Source organism: Acinetobacter sp. 826659, from assembly GCF_000588515.1.
In the GTDB taxonomy this organism is placed as follows: Bacteria; Pseudomonadota; Gammaproteobacteria; order Pseudomonadales; family Moraxellaceae; genus Acinetobacter; species Acinetobacter pittii.
Window position 1 is genome coordinate 84,555 of sequence record NZ_JFYD01000004.1, and the last position, 17,193, is coordinate 101,747.

Annotated in this window: 16 protein-coding genes; 6 read left to right on the top strand and 10 right to left on the bottom strand. The window is 38.2% G+C overall.

Going from position 1 to position 17,193, the window contains the following annotated elements; all coding sequences use genetic code 11:
* Positions 1-72 precede the first annotated feature (72 nt).
* The 3 genes from J663_RS09500 to J663_RS09510 form a co-directional block, all read right to left on the bottom strand.
* Positions 73-999, bottom strand: coding sequence for a copper resistance protein B (locus tag J663_RS09500; RefSeq protein ID WP_033849335.1), 927 nt, complete (start codon positions 997-999; stop codon positions 73-75).
* Complete coding sequence (locus tag J663_RS09505) at positions 986-3,175, bottom strand: multicopper oxidase domain-containing protein (protein ID WP_033849337.1); 2,190 nt, start codon at positions 3,173-3,175, stop codon at positions 986-988. The genes J663_RS09500 and J663_RS09505 overlap by 14 nt, the downstream gene beginning before the upstream one ends.
* 84 nt (positions 3,176-3,259) lie before the next feature.
* On the bottom strand, positions 3,260-3,601 hold the full coding sequence (locus J663_RS09510) for a hypothetical protein (protein ID WP_033849339.1): 342 nt from the start codon (positions 3,599-3,601) through the stop codon (positions 3,260-3,262).
* A 149-nt stretch (positions 3,602-3,750) separates the two neighbouring features.
* On the opposite strand from J663_RS09510, the gene J663_RS09515 reads away from it, so the two are divergent.
* A complete protein-coding gene (locus tag J663_RS09515) occupies positions 3,751-4,434 on the top strand; it encodes a heavy metal response regulator transcription factor (protein WP_001221578.1) in 684 nt (227 codons plus the stop codon).
* Positions 4,424-5,800 carry a heavy metal sensor histidine kinase gene (locus J663_RS09520; RefSeq protein WP_000149044.1) on the top strand — a complete coding sequence of 459 codons (1,377 nt, stop codon included), beginning with the start codon at positions 4,424-4,426 and terminating at the stop codon, positions 5,798-5,800. Before J663_RS09515 ends, J663_RS09520 begins: the two co-directional genes overlap by 11 nt.
* 47 nt (positions 5,801-5,847) lie before the next feature.
* Here J663_RS09520 and J663_RS09525 read toward each other — a convergent pair whose 3' ends face one another.
* A complete protein-coding gene (locus J663_RS09525) occupies positions 5,848-8,214 on the bottom strand; it encodes a heavy metal translocating P-type ATPase (RefSeq protein ID WP_033849340.1) in 2,367 nt (788 codons plus the stop codon).
* A 278-nt stretch (positions 8,215-8,492) separates the two neighbouring features.
* On the opposite strand from J663_RS09525, the gene J663_RS09530 reads away from it, so the two are divergent.
* Both J663_RS09530 and J663_RS09535 read left to right on the top strand, forming a co-directional pair.
* Positions 8,493-8,873, top strand: coding sequence for a copper resistance CopC family protein (locus tag J663_RS09530; RefSeq protein WP_000689218.1), 381 nt, complete (start codon positions 8,493-8,495; stop codon positions 8,871-8,873).
* A gap of 67 nt (positions 8,874-8,940) precedes the next feature.
* Complete coding sequence (locus tag J663_RS09535) at positions 8,941-9,822, top strand: copper resistance D family protein (protein ID WP_033849342.1); 882 nt, start codon at positions 8,941-8,943, stop codon at positions 9,820-9,822.
* A gap of 320 nt (positions 9,823-10,142) precedes the next feature.
* On the opposite strand, the gene J663_RS09540 is transcribed toward J663_RS09535, so the two are convergent.
* The 6 genes from J663_RS09540 to J663_RS09560 all read right to left on the bottom strand — a co-directional run bounded on the left by J663_RS09540 (position 10,143) and on the right by J663_RS09560 (position 14,578).
* Positions 10,143-11,192, bottom strand: coding sequence for a DUF932 domain-containing protein (locus J663_RS09540; RefSeq protein WP_033849343.1), 1,050 nt, complete (start codon positions 11,190-11,192; stop codon positions 10,143-10,145).
* A 53-nt stretch (positions 11,193-11,245) separates the two neighbouring features.
* On the bottom strand, positions 11,246-11,539 hold the full coding sequence (locus tag J663_RS18895; RefSeq protein WP_081404690.1) for a hypothetical protein: 294 nt from the start codon (positions 11,537-11,539) through the stop codon (positions 11,246-11,248).
* Between the two features lie 83 nt (positions 11,540-11,622).
* On the bottom strand, positions 11,623-12,741 hold the full coding sequence (locus J663_RS09550) for a hypothetical protein (protein WP_033849346.1): 1,119 nt from the start codon (positions 12,739-12,741) through the stop codon (positions 11,623-11,625).
* A gap of 233 nt (positions 12,742-12,974) precedes the next feature.
* Positions 12,975-14,048 (bottom strand): molecular chaperone DnaJ, encoded by a 1,074-nt coding sequence (locus J663_RS09555; RefSeq protein ID WP_033849657.1) that lies wholly within the window; start codon positions 14,046-14,048, stop codon positions 12,975-12,977.
* A gap of 15 nt (positions 14,049-14,063) precedes the next feature.
* Complete coding sequence (locus J663_RS19415; protein WP_002017940.1) at positions 14,064-14,213, bottom strand: hypothetical protein; 150 nt, start codon at positions 14,211-14,213, stop codon at positions 14,064-14,066.
* 104 nt (positions 14,214-14,317) lie between these two features.
* Positions 14,318-14,578 carry a hypothetical protein gene (locus J663_RS09560; RefSeq protein ID WP_033849348.1) on the bottom strand — a complete coding sequence of 87 codons (261 nt, stop codon included), beginning with the start codon at positions 14,576-14,578 and terminating at the stop codon, positions 14,318-14,320.
* 546 nt (positions 14,579-15,124) lie between these two features.
* Here J663_RS09560 and J663_RS09565 point away from each other — a divergent pair.
* Both J663_RS09565 and J663_RS09570 read left to right on the top strand, forming a co-directional pair.
* Complete coding sequence (locus J663_RS09565; RefSeq protein ID WP_033849349.1) at positions 15,125-15,340, top strand: hypothetical protein; 216 nt, start codon at positions 15,125-15,127, stop codon at positions 15,338-15,340.
* Between the two features lie 361 nt (positions 15,341-15,701).
* The gene (locus tag J663_RS09570; RefSeq protein WP_033849351.1) at positions 15,702-16,814 is read left to right on the top strand and encodes a hypothetical protein; all 1,113 of its coding nucleotides are present in this window, start codon (positions 15,702-15,704) and stop codon (positions 16,812-16,814) included.
* The last annotated feature ends 379 nt before the right edge of the window (positions 16,815-17,193 follow it).

The window sequence follows — 17,193 nt, forward strand, 5'->3', positions numbered from 1 at the left end:
ATAAATGGAATTACTTTTAATTCTTTGCTATATGACTAGCATCTTACGCTACTAGTCATATAGCAAAATTCTCTAGAAAACTAATTCGATACCTGCACCATATTTCCACCCTTTTTCAGACTCAGTAGCCTCTTGCATAGAAGTAGCTTTTTGTCCTTTTTCATATTGATAAGCAACATCAATGAAAGGTCTGATACGCTTAGTAATCTCATATCTGGTTTTGATACCAGTTTTCAATTCTGACAAACCTGATTTTGCAGCATAGTCAGAGTCATCACTGAATACCACATCCATTTCTAGATAAGGCTGTGTAATCAATTTCTGGGTTAATAAGAAATCACGCTCGACCTCAAAACTTGCTCCCCAAAAATTATTCTCACCACCGTATAAATAAGCTTGAGTTTCAAAGAAGTAAGGAGCTAATCCTAATACACCAATAACACCATCAACTCGATCGCTGTTGCTGTTATTTTTATCTTCACTGTATCTTACCCCAGCTTGTACATCCCAAAACGGTGCTACATTACGGCTATAAAGTGCTGACACATCGTATTTTGGATCATTACTTTCTGTCTTATCCAAATTGGCTTCAATGAAAAGACGATTTTCATCTGTTCCTATCAATGTTTCTATTTTAGAACCTAAAGCTCCTTTACCATCTTCATCCACAGTCCACTCATTTTCAAACTTTGTTGATTGAAAAATTTGTCCACCATGCTCTTTAAGATGCTTATCGTGGTTCTGATTAAGCATGAGGTTTTCAGAAGCTTTGGTTTTACCTTTATCATTGTCAGTAGATGGTTTCTGATAAACATTACGCTCAACATATCCTAAACCACCAGGCTCTTTTAATAGGATATTGATACCTTCTGACTGAGTAGGACTTACACTATTATCTATGTTCTCAGTAGAACCATTATTTGCAAAAACCACACCTGACAATCCGATTAAAGCGATAGATAAAAGTGTCTTTGAATATAATTTCTTAGTGGTGCGCATGTTGATTTACTCCCTTATCATTTGTCTTAGGTTGAGCAACAACATCCTTCATATCAGTACCATTGCTATCGACATTTGCCACAATAAGTTTATTCATCATTCCAGCAGACATGTGATATAGCAAATGGCAATGGATAGCCCATTCACCTAACTCATCAGCAGTAAGTAAAGTTGTCACTGTTTTACCTGGTGGAACTATCACTGTATGTTTATTTGGCATATTGCTAGGATCTTGACCATTTTCAAGCTGCATAAACATGCCATGCAAATGCATTGGGTGGGCCATCATACTGTCATTGATGAATTTTAAACGTATACGCTCACCATATTTGACTTTAAATGGTTCTGTTTGATTAAACTTCTTACCATTAATAGTCCAGATATAACGCTCCATATTTCCACCCAAGCGAATTTCAATTTCGCGTTCCGGAGCACGTGTATCTTGTTGAGGGTTCAAAGATTGTAAGTCACTATACTTCAATGCTCTTTGACCAACTGGAGTCGATGCGTTTGCCCATCCATACACCACATCACTTGTTTCAGAAGTGTTTGTGTTCATTGCTGACATATCATGGTTCATTCCAGACATCGACTGGTCTTTTGAATCACTTTTCATCGAAGACATATCGTGATCCATGCCTTTCATTGAAGACATGTCATGATCCATTCCAGGCATCGACTGCTCTTTTGAATCACTTTTCATCGAAGACATATCGTGATCCATGCCTTTCATTGAAGACATGTCATGGTCCATTCCAGGCATCGACTGCTCTTTTGAATCACTTTTCATCGAAGACATATCGTGATCCATGCCTTTCATTGAAGACATGTCATGGTCCATTCCAGGCATCGACTGCTCTTTTGAATCACTTTTCATCGAAGACATATCGTGATCCATGCCTTTCATTGAAGACATGTCATGGTCCATTCCAGGCATCGACTGCTCTTTTGAATCACTTTTCATCGAAGACATATCGTGATCCATGCCTTTCATTGAAGACATGTCATGGTCCATTCCAGACATTGACTGGTCTTTTGATTCACTTTTCATCGAAGACATATCATGATCCATGCCTTTCATCGAAGACATGTCATGATCCATACCCATATCTTCCATTGTTAATAGGGAACGTGGGCGTGGTTTTGGCATCACAATATTTTTTACAGGTGTAGTATTTTCATCGTGTAGTGTGCCAACAGAAAATCCACTGCGATCAATAGATTCAGCTTCTATCTGATAATTTGCTTGTTTAGGTTCCACAATAACATCATAAGTTTCAGCCGTTCCTATTCTAAACTCATCAACAGGCACAGGTTTTACGGGTTGGCCATCTGCACTTACTACGGTCATTTTCAGATTAGGAATTCTTACATCAAAGAAAGACATTGCCGAGGCATTAATGAACCGAAGACGAACTTTCTCTCCAGCTTTAAAGTTTCCAGTCCAATTTTGTTCTGGAGTTTTACCATTCATCAAGAAAGTATAATTTGTTACGTCAGACATATCTGTCTTCAGCATTCGCATCTGATTCCACATGGAACGATCTTGCCACGTAGCTTTTAAACCATCCCTTTTAATTTGCTTAAAAACATCAAAAACAGTTTCTCTTCGATTTTGATAATAATCAGCTTCTTTTTTGAGATTACTCATAATCTGACCACTAGTAGAGTTATGAAAGTCAGAGAGTAAGACAACATAGTCTCTATCAGCTTTTTCCCCAGCTGTTAGAGGCACTTTATTCTTTGGATAAATAACGAGAGGCCCATACAAGCCATCTTGTTCTTGGCCTTTACTGTGCGAATGATACCAATAGGTACCATTTTGACGAACTTTGAATTTATATTCATAAGTCTTATTTGGTGCGATACCATCAAACTGATTAAATCCTGGTACCCCATCCATGATGCCGGGTAAGATTAAGCCATGCCAGTGAATAGAAGAGTCTTGGTTTTTTAATTTGTTATGGACACGAATAACCGCATCATCACCTTCCTCAAATTCAAGAAGAGGTGCAACAAACTTACCATTTACTGTAATTCTCTTTAGAGGCTTACCAGTAATATTCACCGTTTGCTCAGCAATTGTTAAATCATATTCTTTAACCGCTGCCATAACCCAAGTTGATGAAAATAAACCCACTCCTATCAATAGGACATGACTTAACTTTTTAGACATTTATTTCACCTATCTAATATTTAGTTGAGGGCTAAAGTAGGTTTATTTTTCACTTCACCCTCAATCTTTGATTTATCGTATTCGTTATTTATTTGACATGTTCATTTTAGAATGGTCCATGTTCATCATTTTTGAATGATCCATGTCACCCATATTAGAGTGATCCATATTCATCATTTTTGAGTGATCCATTTGGGACATATCTGTCATCTTACCGTGATCATGTTGACTATGATCTTGTTGATTTTTCTCTTCACTCTTCATGTCACAAGGCTTTTTGCAGTTTTCTTGCGCTTTTGGATTTACCTTGACTTCTGTACTTGCACTATTTGCCTGTTTAGCATCTGCTGCCCAAGATTGAGTTCCAGCAACTAAAGTCCCAACACATAGAAGAGTAGTTAAACCACGACGGAATAGAGATTTCATTGTTTGCTCCAAAAACTAACTTTATGTATCTACCTTATAGGCTCTCACCGAACATCAATGTGACCTGAAAATGACATTTTTGTAATCTAGACCGAATTGCGTATTTATAACGTTATTATGGTCTTAATAAAGGGTATGGGATTTTTTAAATGAGAATCTTACTAGTTGAAGACGAACAAAAAACAGGTGATTACCTTAAACAGGGCCTCTCTGAAGCTGGATATATTACAGATTGGGTTACGGATGGATTATCTGGTAAACACCAAGCTCTTTCGGAAGAATACGACTTAATTATTTTAGATGTCATGCTACCAAAGTTAGATGGCTGGAATATCATTAATGACATCCGTAAAAGCGGAAAAACAATGCCTATTCTTTTTCTTTCAGCGCGTGATCAGATTGAAGATAGAGTTAAAGGTTTAGAGTTAGGTGCCGATGATTATCTCGTCAAGCCTTTTGCTTTTGCTGAGCTACTCGCAAGAATAAAAAGTTTACTTCGTCGGGGTCTACAAAAAGAAGACAGCAATATTATTACGATTGCCGATCTTGAACTTGATCTCCGTAAACGTCGTGTGACTCGGGCTGGACAGCGTATTGATCTAACAGCCAAAGAGTTTGCATTAATGGAGTTATTTATGCGAAGACGAGGAGAAATTCTACCTCGTGCTCTCATTGCCTCTCAAATTTGGGACATGAATTTTGATAGTGATACCAATGTAGTGGAAGTCGCTATTAAGCGGTTAAGAAGTAAAATAGACAGCAATTTTAGCCCTAAGCTTATTCAGAACATACGTGGAATGGGCTATGTGCTAGAGGTAGAAGATGACTCATAAACTGTTTAATGCTATCAGTTTCCGTATAGCAATTATCTTCTCTCTTTCTACCGTCATCATCTTAATGATTATGGGGTTGGTTATTCATCAACTTGTAATGCATCATTTCGAAACTCAAGACCGCACACAGTTAGAAGGTAAAATTCAACTTGTAGAAAACCTTCTTGAGCAAAACCCAGCCAATACAGATGAATTAAATATATATTTAAAAGATGCACTAATTGGTCATCATGACCTCATTGTTCAGATAGAGCGCCCAACTGGACAAATTATTTTTAGTTCAGCACCAGCAGTGATTAAAACTCAAGCTTTAGTCAAATCTAGACATACTCCATGGATAGAATGGGAGATTCAGAACAAAACATACCGTGGTTTAGTTTATAAAAAGTCTTTTGATAGAAATAAGAGTATTCCGTCAGCTCAAATTATTGTTGGAATAGATACATCAGAGCATCTACATTTTTTAAATGACTTTAGACGGCAGTTATTATATATCGGCGTTTTAGGCACTATTTGTTTAATGTTCCTTGGCTGGTTTGCTGCATGGAAGGGATTACGTCCAGTTCAAAAGATGGCAAAAGTAGCAGAAGGTATTTCAGCTCAACATCTTTCTGAACGCCTAGAAGTTGAAAACACTCCAACTGAACTAAAATCACTGGCCATAGCTTTTAACGATATGTTAGATCGTTTAGAAACAGCGGTAGAAAAGCTCTCAGATTTTTCATCAGACCTCGCTCATGAGATTAGAACACCTATTAATAATTTGATGACTCAAACCCAAGTTTGTTTATCACGTAGTCGAGATATTAACACCTATCAGGAGGTCCTCTTTTCCAACCTGGAAGAGTTTGAACGTTTAGCTCGGATGGTTTCCGATATGCTATTCCTTGCAAAGGCTGAGCACGGGTTACATTTACCAAATTTACAGCAAGTTAATTTAGTAAAAGAAGTATCTGCTTTATTTGACTTTTACGATGCGATTGCTGCTGAAAAGGGTATGTTATTGGAACAAACGGGGTACGGTTCTGTTAAAGGCGATCCATCTATGTTACGTCGTGCTCTAAGCAATTTATTGTCAAATGCAATCAAATATGGAAAAACAGATTCAGTAATCAAAATCAAATATCAACAAAACTTTGATACGACTGTTTTTACAATTGAAAATGAAAGCTCACCGTTATCATCAGATCAGCTGAATCGACTATTTGACCGTTTTTATAGAACTGATGCTTCAAGACAACGTGTCGAAGAAGGTACTGGTTTAGGCTTAGCAATTACCAAATCTATTCTTGATGTTCATGGAGCTACGATTCAAGCAACTTATGAAGATGGACGCATTATCTTTAAAATTGTCTTTAAAAATTAATTATAGGCTACTCATTTTAAAATTAGTTTGTGAGTAGCCAATACTGCTTATTTGAAATTACGTAATCGTAATGCATTACCAATAACCGAGGCAGAACTTAGGCTCATTGCTAATGCAGCAATCATTGGTGAAAGCAGCCATCCAGTGAACGGATACAATACTCCAGCCGCTAGAGGAATACCCAAAGCATTATAAAGAAAAGCAAACATTAAATTCTGCTTCATATTTTTTACTGTAGCTTCTGATAAGGAGCGAGCAATTTCGATACCACGTAAATCACCTTTAATTAAGGTAACTTGAGCACTATTCATTGCTACATCAGTACCGGTACCCATTGCAATTCCAATATCAGCTTGGGCCAAAGCGGGAGCATCATTGATCCCATCGCCAGCCATGGCAACCACTCGTCCTTCTTTTTGTAATTTATTCACTAAATCTAGTTTGTCTGCTGGTTTAACCTCCCCATAAACTTCATTGATCCCTAATTTAGTACCAACTGATTTTGCTGTTGTTAGACCATCTCCAGTAGCCATCACAATTCTCAAACCTGAGTTTTTCAATAAAAGTACAGCTTCAGGAGTACTCGTTTTGATTGGATCAGAAACGGCTAATAGCCCTACAAGTTTACCGTCAACAGCTAAATGCATAACGCTAGCACCTTCAGCTCTTAACTTTTCTGCTTGAGAAATAAAGGCATCAACAGATATTCCAAGTTGTTCCATCAATGCTGTATTGCCCAAAGCTAAATGTTGTCCATTTAATTCGCCCTTAACACCAATACCTGATCCCGACTCAAAAGATGAGGGCTTCATTAGTGAAAGTTTTCTTTCACGAGCTGCTCGTACGATAGCATCAGCTAAAGGATGCTCACTTCCTTGATCTAAACTGGCAGCTAAGCGAAGAATCTCATTTTCTTCATATCCAGAAAGTGCAATAACCTTATCAAAAGATGGTTGTCCTTCCGTTAACGTGCCGGTTTTATCAATGATTAACGTATCAACTTTACGAAGATTTTCTATCGCAGCTGCATCACGAAAAAGCACCCCATTTGATGCACCACGCCCTGTTGCAACCATAATCGACATTGGAGTAGCAAGTCCTAAAGCACAGGGACAAGCGATAATCAAGACTGCAACAGCATTGATGAGACCATAAACCCAACTTGGTTCTGGTCCAAATATTCCCCAACCCAAGAATGTAAAGATAGCAATAGCAATAACCACCATGACAAACCATCCTGCCACGTGATCTGCCATCCGTTGCATCGGAGCTTTAGAGCGTTGGGCTTGAGCTACCATTTGAACTATTTGAGAAAGTACTGTTGAAGATCCAACCTTTTCCGAACGAATCACTAATGAACCATTCATATTCATTGTTGCACCTATGACTTGATTACCCACACGTTTTGTAACGGGAACAGGTTCTCCTGTCAGCATTGATTCATCTACAGAACTTGTACCTTCTGTTATGACTCCGTCAACAGGGACTTTTTCCCCTGGACGTACCCTTAATGAGTCACCTACGTGCACATGGGATAGTGGAACATCTTCTTCCGTACCATCACCTCTTATTATTCTTGCAGTTTTAGGAGCCAATCCAAGTAGTGATTTTATTGCTGCTGAGGTTTGTGATCGTGCTTTCAACTCTAGGACTTGACCTAATAAGGTCAGTGAAATAATTGCAGCTGTCGCTTCAAAATATACTGCAACACGCCCCATAGATATAAATGAAGCCGGGAATACTTGAGGTGCTACCGTTCCAACCAAACTGTAAATGAATGCTGCCCCAGTTCCGATTCCTATTAAAGTCCACATATTTGGACTACGATTTAGGATTGATTGCCAACATCTAACAAAAAAAGGCCAGCCAGCCCAAAAGACAATAGGCAAAGTTAGGAAGAGCTCAATCCAGCTTTGCACTTGCATGTCGAACCAATTAAAACGGTGGCCAAACATTGCTAAAAAAACTACGATAATAGTCAAAGGTAAGGTGTACCAAAACCTTCTCTTAAAGTCTTTAAGCTCAGTATTCTCGTCTGATTCGTCTAGATTCGGAAGTAAAGGCTCTAAGGTCATACCACAGATAGGACAGTTACCAGGATGATTTTGTCGTATTTCCGGGTGCATTGGACAAGTATAAATTGTAGAAGTATTAACATTAACCGGCTGGCTAGTTTCATTTAAATCTGAATTGATCTTTTTATCGGGTTCTTTAACTGTCGCTGTTTTTTCTGCTTTAGTTATATAAAAATCAGGATCACTTTTAAATTTTGAGTGACATTTTTCACTGCAAAAGTAAAAAGTTTTATTCTCAATTTTTTCAAAAAATTTAGATGTATCTGTTACAGCCATGCCACAAACAGGATCAGTCAATGCATTGTTGCCAGCTTTTTCTTCATGATGATGATGGTTCATATAAAACCTCCTTCATGTTTAATTCTTAAAATAAAGGGCTGATTAAGGCGTACTAAATCTTCTCTTATTTGTTTATTTAATGAACATTATTTTCTATAAGGTCAGTGTAACACTTGTACCTTTTCAATTTTAAAAATGACAAAAATGTAATTTTGAAGTCATCGGAGTGTTTCTCTCATTCTTTAATAATAGACCTACAAGGTGATGACCAAGCTTCCAAACTATGATTTTCATTCGGTCATTACTTATTCAAGCATTAGTTTAAAGAGGATGAAGAAATGAAAATTTTTCAAAATAAAATGTCAGCTCTACGTAACGTTCTAGTAGGCGCAACTATGGTTGCTGCTGCTTCAAGCGCATTTGCACATGTCAAACTTGAGAGTGCAATTCCTGCAATTAATACTACGGTAGCAAGCCAGCCAAAAAATATAACGTTAAATTTTGGTGAACCGGTCATGCTCATGAACGTTAAATTACTTGATGCTCAACGCAAAGACATCCCTTTAAATTATCAAGTAAATCATGATTTGAAAAAATCATTCGAAGTAGCAATACCAAAACTCAAACAAGGAAAATATACGGTGGTTTGGACCACAATGGGTACAGATGGCCACAACATGAATGGTGAATATAACTTCACTATTAAATCTGCAAAATAACAATAGAAAGTAAATAGCAATATGCCAGCAGCTTGCTGGCATATTGCTATAAAAAGGGGAGAAAAATATGGTTCCTGAAACTTGGATATATGCAACATGGCTAATTAAAGTCATTCTATATTTAGGAATTGCATCTGTTATCGGAGGTGCTTTCTGCTATTTCTTACTTGGCCGTTATGTAGAAATTAAGGAAACGATTCTTAAATACATCACTATAGGTGCTGGTTTAGGCTTTTTTTCAAGTGTTTTAGGATTCTTCATTCTTATAGGGAGTTTCGCCAATACAGGTCTTTCCGGCATGTGGGACAGTAACTACATAAATATTTTGATCAATACTCCTATTGGACATATCCATATCATCCGGTCAATCAGTTTTGCATTGTTACTACTATTTATGATCATAAAACTGAGTAAAGGTACTATTCAAGTTTCGAAAATTGAAGGAACCATATTTGCCATATTACTCATACCAATAGTTTTTAGCTTTTCCCAACTAGGTCACGTTACGAATTTACCATTATTCGCTCAATTTTTATTGTCAATACATGTACTTGTAATGTCTTTATGGATGGGATCACTTTATCCTTTATGGAAAACCAGTAAAAGAATTATTGGCTTACCATTAAAAGAACGCATGCATTTGTTTGGACGCATTGCAGCTTTTGTTGTAGGGATATTACTTGCTTGTGGTGCCAGCATTGCTCTGTTACTGATTAAAGATTTCAATACTCTGCTAAATACTCCTTATGGGCATGGATTTATTATTAAAATCCTATTCGTTCTAAGTATTCTGTTATTAGCCGCGTTTAATAAATGGTATTTCACTCCTCGCTTACAAGATCCGAAATTTGCTAAACAACTGGGTTATGCCATTTTATTTGAGATGTCTTTAGGCCTCTTAATTCTTTTAACGACTGGTTATATCACGACAGTAGTAGGTATCGAATGAGAGGAGAATCAAATAATGACTTCATGGAAGAAGATAAGCTGTATCTTACTTCTACCTATTGTAATGAGTACGATAAGCTGGGCAAAACCAACTTTGCCAGAAACAATTACCCTTTAATCTAACTCGCCTTCCCTTATGTTTGATTGATAATCGTAAAATGGCCATTCTTTTTTGGTAACTGTATTACCCTTTTATTTAATAGAACTTTTAATAAGATAAAATCTTCTAAAACAGTAAAAAAAAATTATATTTATTTTTTAATTTTAAAATTGAGCTCTCTAAATAGAGAGCTCCTACTATTAAAACGTTTAAATTAAAAATTAAGACACCATTCTTAGAGCCTGTTCCAGCCCACGTTGTTTAATGTTAGCTCCCATTCCAAACCATGCTGAATCCAATCGATGATCCTGACTCATTGCACGGCGTTCATGATCCGCAAACTCAGTAAGACTACAAAGTAAACCATAGGCTGTATCTTTGGCTGAAGCTAACTCTGCACCACGTCCATGTCCGTTAAACATTGTCATGACCTTAGACATAGCACGTCCATTCGGTTCAGTTCTATTGTCGGCTTTGGATGAATGAATTGGTTGAGGTCTTGCCACATTACGGTAGAACTGGATGATACTTTCATCCTGTTCGGCAATGCTCAAGTTCGTGTTATTAAACACGGCATCAAAGTAGGCTGCAGCTTCCTGTTGGGTGACTTTACGCTGGCTCAGTTGCTTCATCTCATACATGTGTTCATCCCATGCACGAACTGAAATACCTAGTTGCTGTTTAATCTTCTCTGCATCGAACTTGGTACTGTGGGGAACTTTCACCACACCTGCACTGCTATTCTGCCCACGTAGAGCAATCGCCAGAGTGTTATTACACACCACACGAATTGAGGTAAATTGCGCCGTGGTTGCCAATGTGCCATCACATGCTGTTGCCAGAAGAATGTAGCCATTACTAACATCCTTGCCTTTCAACGCTGCCGATTGCCCTGTTCTTGCCAATGCCCAGAACTTACGCCCCCCTTTGAGTACCCCCGCCGTTTCCAGTTCAAAACCTGACTGCTCAGTGAGGTCTTTGTAGAAATTTAATATCTCCATCGGTTGCACCTCCTGATAACGCTGACTCACCACCGATAACGGCGCATGAGTATCTGAACGATAAAGCACTCGCTGTTCCTCAAAGGGCAGAATGATATTTTGCCCTCGTTCATTCTTTGCCATATAACTGACATTAGAAGATTCAATGCGCCAGTCCATACCCGCTTGCTGTGCCCAGACTTCTATCGGCTGATTTTGAGGGAGTTGATTTCCTAAGCCATGCCAAGGGGTTTGACCAACAAAAGCCATAGTTTCTATTTGATGTGCCATGATTGATTTCCTTTAAGTGATTTAAATAGTTTGGATGCTGTAAAAGATGGGAGTTATGAAAATCCAGATTGCTGGATTTCAAAATGTTCCAGACATTGCTCACACTTGTAATGCAGCGTCACCATGTTGTCTTGATGCTGGACGTAAAGCAGAAACATGCCCCCGATCACTAAGCCAACTAAGCCCCCTACCAAAGGATGAACAGGACTACGTTTGGACAATTGCATACAGGCTGCTGCCAGAGACATCGGTGAAAATGATGAAAGCTTTGCAAATACACCAGAAGTAGGCTCAGTCTGGCGCAGTAATGTGATATGTAATGAGTGACAGTAAGGACACTGGTGCATGGACCTCTCCCTTAAATAAAAGGCATAAAAAAAGGACCTGCCTGATCAGCAAGTCCTCTTGAAGGGTTATGTTTTAAATAATGCTATTCAGCCTGTTGGCGTTTTGCTTCCCACTGTTTGGTATAAGTCTCTGCTGGAAGGTAATGCTTTAAACCAAATTCAAACTGGTTCGCTGCCGAGTTCAAGACATCCTGAAACGGTAGCGTTGCAAAATCGACATTCGGCTCTAACCATGTATCAATCGATTTTTGTTCAAACTTAATGGGTTTATACACTTGGGTATAGATGAGCGATTCACCCCCTACCCGTTGTTGTTGGGTAATCTGGGAACGAAACTTAAAGAACAGTACCCCAGATACTTTTAAGTGGTTTTGTTTAAAGTCCATGATATAAGCTCTTGCCCAACCTGAACCTTTTACCAGTTCCTGTGCATCTGCTGCTGCCATAGGTAACGTGAGTAAAGTTTCTAGTCTTCGAGATGATGCATTCTCTTCAAGCTTTAAGGTCAGAATACCTTGATCAGCATTGTACTGATAATCAGGGTCTGCAAATCCACCCTTAATGTAAAGTCGACGCATGGCTTTATTTAAGGCGTTCTGCAATAGGTTGACATCATAATCAACTTGATAAGCCTTCAACTCTGCTTGGGTCTGCTCTACACGTAACTGGTATTGCTCCGTGGTTTCAAACTCACCTTTCGGCTTAATGATCGGTGTTTTTAACATCCGGATATAGTTGATTGCCAGATTATTGGCAAACTGATAGAGCTGATCATTAGTTAAATCAAACAGAACTTGATCCATCCCTTCCATTGGTCCACTTTCACGACCCATCACTACAATCTGATCATTACGTAGTTTCAAATTCTGTCTTAATATCCCAGCGACTTGGTCAAATGAATGGGTATCCTGATCATCTCGTCTCTCGACGATATTGAGTGGAAATCTAGCCGGACTTGCGTATCGGTAATCATCCTCTGGAAAGTTGCCCAGAATATCACCATCAATCAAAGGCAAAGGTTGCACAGCAGTTTTTGAGAGAATGACTGGTGATGTTGCTACGGTTTCAGTTTCAGTCTCACTCTCGCCTGAACCAGAGACATCATATTCATCCTGTACCGTCTGCGGTTCCTCTTTTTTTGAACAGCCACCGAGAAATAAAACACTGGTAATACAACAGCAAAGTAATTGTTTTTTCATCATGGTAAGTACTCTAAATTCGAATTTATTCACGTGATAGACAATACTGATCAAGAGGTTTTCATCAGGAGCAGTACCTTATTCACAGAGGTAATGTGTATTTAAATTTTCTTTATTTATGTTTTTCCGATATGGTCATAGGCATAAAACAAGGTAAACGTCAGGATAAAAATCACGATATAAGCTGCATACCATTTCCAGCGCCGTATGAGCCGTTGGGTATTGATCTTCATCGGCTAGACTCCGAGATAAGCTTTTAATACAGCTCTGGCTTGGTTGAATTGCTGGGCTTGTTGCTCAATCAATTGGCGTACTGATTCTGGTAGGCTCTGGTATTTATCGGGGTGGAAATCTGCCATCTTTTTTCGGTAAGCGGCTTGCAGGGTTTGCTCACTCAATACGTGAGGTTGAATCTCAAGAAGTTGGCATGCCTGTCGTTGCTCATGATTCAAATCAGGAGCTCTTTTCTTATTTTGTTCTTCTGCTAAACATTGATAGATAATTTTGACGAGGTCTGGAAAGACTGCCCTAGAGACATTGGATACTCGGCACAAATGAGTCATGAACAAATCAGCCTGCTCCTGCTCAACTTGACCGAGTGCCATGGCATAGACCAGTTGCTCAATCATTTCCCTACGAAAGTTATAGGCAAGTCTATCTTTCAGGTCGGCCAACCGATGCAACAAGTCGTCATAATCGAAGCTCATCTGTTCACTCAATAGTTTTTCGACATACTGATGCACTGCCTGATCATTCAATTTAGTAAAATGATCGGATACAACTTCTTTTGATCTGGCATTCCACTGCCTCCTATTAAAGGTAATAAAATAGGCAAACAGATCAATCACGATTTGCATCTCGGCATCAATTCTTACAACTTTCTGATGAGTGCTTTGTCTACCATGTTGCCCCTGACAACATTCCTTTAGGAAGGCAACTAGGGTTCTCACAACACCTTTATCCAGTTGAGTAAAGTTCAGTTCATCCTGACCGTTGATGAGAATGGAACTGGTGATCATTCCAATATCAGCCTCTACCTGCTGAATATGTTCAAACAGATAGGCTTGCTCATCCTCAAAGCTGGCTTTGTAAAATATCCCCTTTGCCGTGAGGCACATCCCGACCTTGGCACTGCCAAACACAGTGTCATCAATTAACATCAATACATCGTTAGGATTTACGCCATGAGGAAGATAGGTCATGGCACCTTGTAGCTTCTTATTAGGAATGACTGGCGCAAAATAGATATTGTCGCTACTTCGTAATAAGGACACCCACTGACTTTGCTGGATTCGATCCGATATGCTCATCACCATAAGTCCCCCCTAGAAGAACCAGCGTATAAATATAAAAGGCCAGACCAGAGCACGCCCTAATAGATAAGCACCAGAGTAATGACCCGGATATTCCCAAATGCAATACAGCCAGTAACCAATGACAATCGTAAAATAGAACGTAAAAAATGGATGTTTCATGATCAATATTCCTAATTTGAGTTGCATAACCCCTTCCCGTTGCCCGAACAGGCAACAGGAAATGAGTGATTTAATAATTTGCTTAAGGCTTTAAATATCTGGTGTTAAAGCTTGTCCATGCATTGTTGACCTGACTGATACATCACACGGTCTAGGTCATTTGGGAGATAGCTCATACGTTCAATCTGGCGCATGACAGTTTTTCCATAATGTTCTTCGACTTTGTCATAGACACAAGAGCAGTAGCTGCGACTGCCCCCCATGTTGTAACAGCCATGTTTGACACCCTTTTCAAAATCGGAAGTACAGCCATTTAGAATCAGAACACTGACACCGACCACACCCATCAAAATTTTATTCTTCATCGTTATATCCAGTAACATGGTCATGGAGCTTAGGCTTTTTTAGGCAAATTGAGGCCCTGCCACGGTGTATCTCACATGACATATTTTTAAAGTTAAATTTTTAGACGAAAAAAACTAAAGCTTGAAAAACCAGAAGTTCATCAAACCCTATTAAAACTAATCAGGGGGTATAAAAAGAACATGCATAGCCAACTCCTTATATTTGGAGTTCTGCCAAAGCATTAATTTAGAATTATGGTGGCAGAACGAAAGAGGGTTAGCAGACTAGTCACTCAACTAGCACACACGAATGTGTCCCTCTCCCGTCCTACCGCAACGGGAGGGAACGGAGATACACACATTGAATTATTCCTCAGAAGAAATAATTCTCTGATGCGGAGTGAACGGTCTGCTAAAACCGACTGGCAATGTAGGCCAGCAAGCAAAGGATAATGTGCAACATTTAAGGTGTCAATGATCTGTCGACTAAGTCGTAAAGGGATTGTTATTGTTTTTCATTAGATTAGCCATTTAAACTAACCATTAAGTAAATTTAAGGATGGTTCAGTGCTTCGGTTAAAGTGTCTTGGTGGTCCCCTGTATGGACAAGAATATTCTCATACATATGACGAGTTTATTTTTAAAGACAAACAGACAGGAAAACATACGTATTATCGTAAACAGACTTTAGACTTCACCCCACCCCAAGAGTTCTTTGTAGCAGAGTCAATTTCTAAAACCGTAGCCTATAATCTTGCATTACAGTTGATGAACCGCTCTTGATGCTCTTGTTGTAGTATCGGAAACATACTATTAACTAAACAAGAATGAGTGATTTTCTAGGACTTGATTCAGTCCATAATAGGTTTATAATCCGCTAAAATAGATCACTGTATTACAATTTATAGTCCAATAATTACAACTCGAAACTACACTTTAATTTTGACTACTTTTCACCCAAAACATCGCAAGTCGGTACAGAATCATCACAAGTCGGTACATAAATAGAGTGTGATTTAAGAGCTAGCATCCTACCCTAGTATCTAAAATCCCCTGCAAGTTAGGCTAAATCATTATTAAATTTTAAGCAGTTACGAATTATAATATTTGCACTTCTTTAAAATTAATAAGTGAACTTGATTACATGGTAACTTCAGCTAAAAAAAATACTAAGGCTAAACAAGAAACTACATCTACGAGTAACATCAAAAAACTTATTGGCTTAATTGACCAACTTGAAGAACATATTATTAGAAGACATAAATTTCCCTATGGTTTGCCATCAGCCTATGCCGAACACTACAAAGCTTATTTACCTGAACAAATGGAACCTATCAGTGAAGAAATAACGGAGAATGACCGAAAGTGGTTTTATGAACAGCTTGATCAAGGCTTATTAAAAGAATCGCCAGAACAAAAGACTCTCCGTCAACAGGCATGGAGATTACCTCCACCATTACTTCGAGGTGAATCGGAAATTTACATCTACATTCCAGAAGAGGACCGACTTGAACGGCACTATAATGAAATCGCGATTGAAATTCGTAAATTTAAAAACCTAGTATCAACTAAAATCAGAATATTCAAAAAAACAGAACAAGAAGCTGAGAAACATTTTAAAGAAGCATTTAGTCTCTACTCCAAGCATTATGATTGTTCCTTCTATGTCTACACCCTACCAAAAGAAATCTATAAACAAATTAGGCAATCTCAATTAGCCCGAAACAGTCATAAACAATCCCAACGGGTAAAAAAAACTTACCTCTCAATTGTTCAACGTTTTATTAAAAGCAATCAAAAAGCTTACTCAAGTATGAAGATGGTTTTAGGAGCAATTGAGGAACAAGCTATTTCAAAGATTCCAGAATATCTCACTCAAGAATACAATGCTGAAATAGAACATTGCTTACGAAAAAAAGAAGAAGCTGAGTATTTTCTTTTTGCAGCTCGAAATGATCTATCTACAGCGGAAGTCAAAGAAATTGAAAAATATGGTAAAAAAACTGTAATCATACAAGCTCAGAACCGTAATCAACCCCTAACTTCTTTTGCAGGCCATCCTATCGAACGTTATGAGGAAATAAGAGTATTTTATCAGAAAAAGATTTCTGACTTAGAAGCACAAAAAAGTAAAATTAGAGACTTCGATCAAAGATTAAAATTACTGAATGGAGCTAAATCTTGGTTAAAGAAAAGCGAACCAAACCTATATGATGCGCTGAACAATCTTATAGAAAAGAAAGGTAGAAAACTTTAAGACTCCCCTTCCTACCCCAATAAAAAACCCGATTACTCATATAGTTTATTTAGAGCCTGTTAGTTCTACACTGGCATGCTCTTAAAAAAGTTAAAAAAAAAATTAAAAGAATAATAATTACAATGAAATTTCCATATTTTAAAGACATTAAAAATAAAAATATCAATAGGTTAGATAAATTCTCCGCAGTTTTTTAAGGGGTGTGAAATTTTTTTTAGAATTTTCCTTATGCAATAAAGCATACAAAACTTGCTACATAAGGAATCAATATGACTAGCTTAAACCAAAGCCAGCAACACATCAAATTGAGAAGTACATTCAATTGGAAGCTTAGCAATTTCCGAATGTGGATCAATCTAAGAATTGCTCAACGAAGCCA

Excerpts from the sequence above, each read along its gene's own strand:
- J663_RS09500 (WP_033849335.1), bottom strand. The coding sequence starts at position 999 with ATGCGCACCACTAAGAAATTATATTCAAAGACACTTTTATCTATCGCT.
- J663_RS09505 (WP_033849337.1), bottom strand. The coding sequence starts at position 3,175 with ATGTCTAAAAAGTTAAGTCATGTCCTATTGATAGGAGTGGGTTTATTT.
- J663_RS09510 (WP_033849339.1), bottom strand. The coding sequence starts at position 3,601 with ATGAAATCTCTATTCCGTCGTGGTTTAACTACTCTTCTATGTGTTGGG.
- J663_RS09515 (WP_001221578.1), top strand. The coding sequence starts at position 3,751 with ATGAGAATCTTACTAGTTGAAGACGAACAAAAAACAGGTGATTACCTT.
- J663_RS09520 (WP_000149044.1), top strand. The coding sequence starts at position 4,424 with ATGACTCATAAACTGTTTAATGCTATCAGTTTCCGTATAGCAATTATC.
- J663_RS09525 (WP_033849340.1), bottom strand. The coding sequence starts at position 8,214 with ATGAACCATCATCATCATGAAGAAAAAGCTGGCAACAATGCATTGACT.
- J663_RS09530 (WP_000689218.1), top strand. The coding sequence starts at position 8,493 with ATGAAAATTTTTCAAAATAAAATGTCAGCTCTACGTAACGTTCTAGTA.
- J663_RS09535 (WP_033849342.1), top strand. The coding sequence starts at position 8,941 with ATGGTTCCTGAAACTTGGATATATGCAACATGGCTAATTAAAGTCATT.
- J663_RS09540 (WP_033849343.1), bottom strand. The coding sequence starts at position 11,192 with ATGGCACATCAAATAGAAACTATGGCTTTTGTTGGTCAAACCCCTTGG.
- J663_RS18895 (WP_081404690.1), bottom strand. The coding sequence starts at position 11,539 with ATGCACCAGTGTCCTTACTGTCACTCATTACATATCACATTACTGCGC.
- J663_RS09550 (WP_033849346.1), bottom strand. The coding sequence starts at position 12,741 with ATGATGAAAAAACAATTACTTTGCTGTTGTATTACCAGTGTTTTATTT.
- J663_RS09555 (WP_033849657.1), bottom strand. The coding sequence starts at position 14,048 with ATGAGCATATCGGATCGAATCCAGCAAAGTCAGTGGGTGTCCTTATTA.
- J663_RS19415 (WP_002017940.1), bottom strand. The coding sequence starts at position 14,213 with ATGAAACATCCATTTTTTACGTTCTATTTTACGATTGTCATTGGTTAC.
- J663_RS09560 (WP_033849348.1), bottom strand. The coding sequence starts at position 14,578 with ATGAAGAATAAAATTTTGATGGGTGTGGTCGGTGTCAGTGTTCTGATT.
- J663_RS09570 (WP_033849351.1), top strand. The coding sequence starts at position 15,702 with ATGGTAACTTCAGCTAAAAAAAATACTAAGGCTAAACAAGAAACTACA.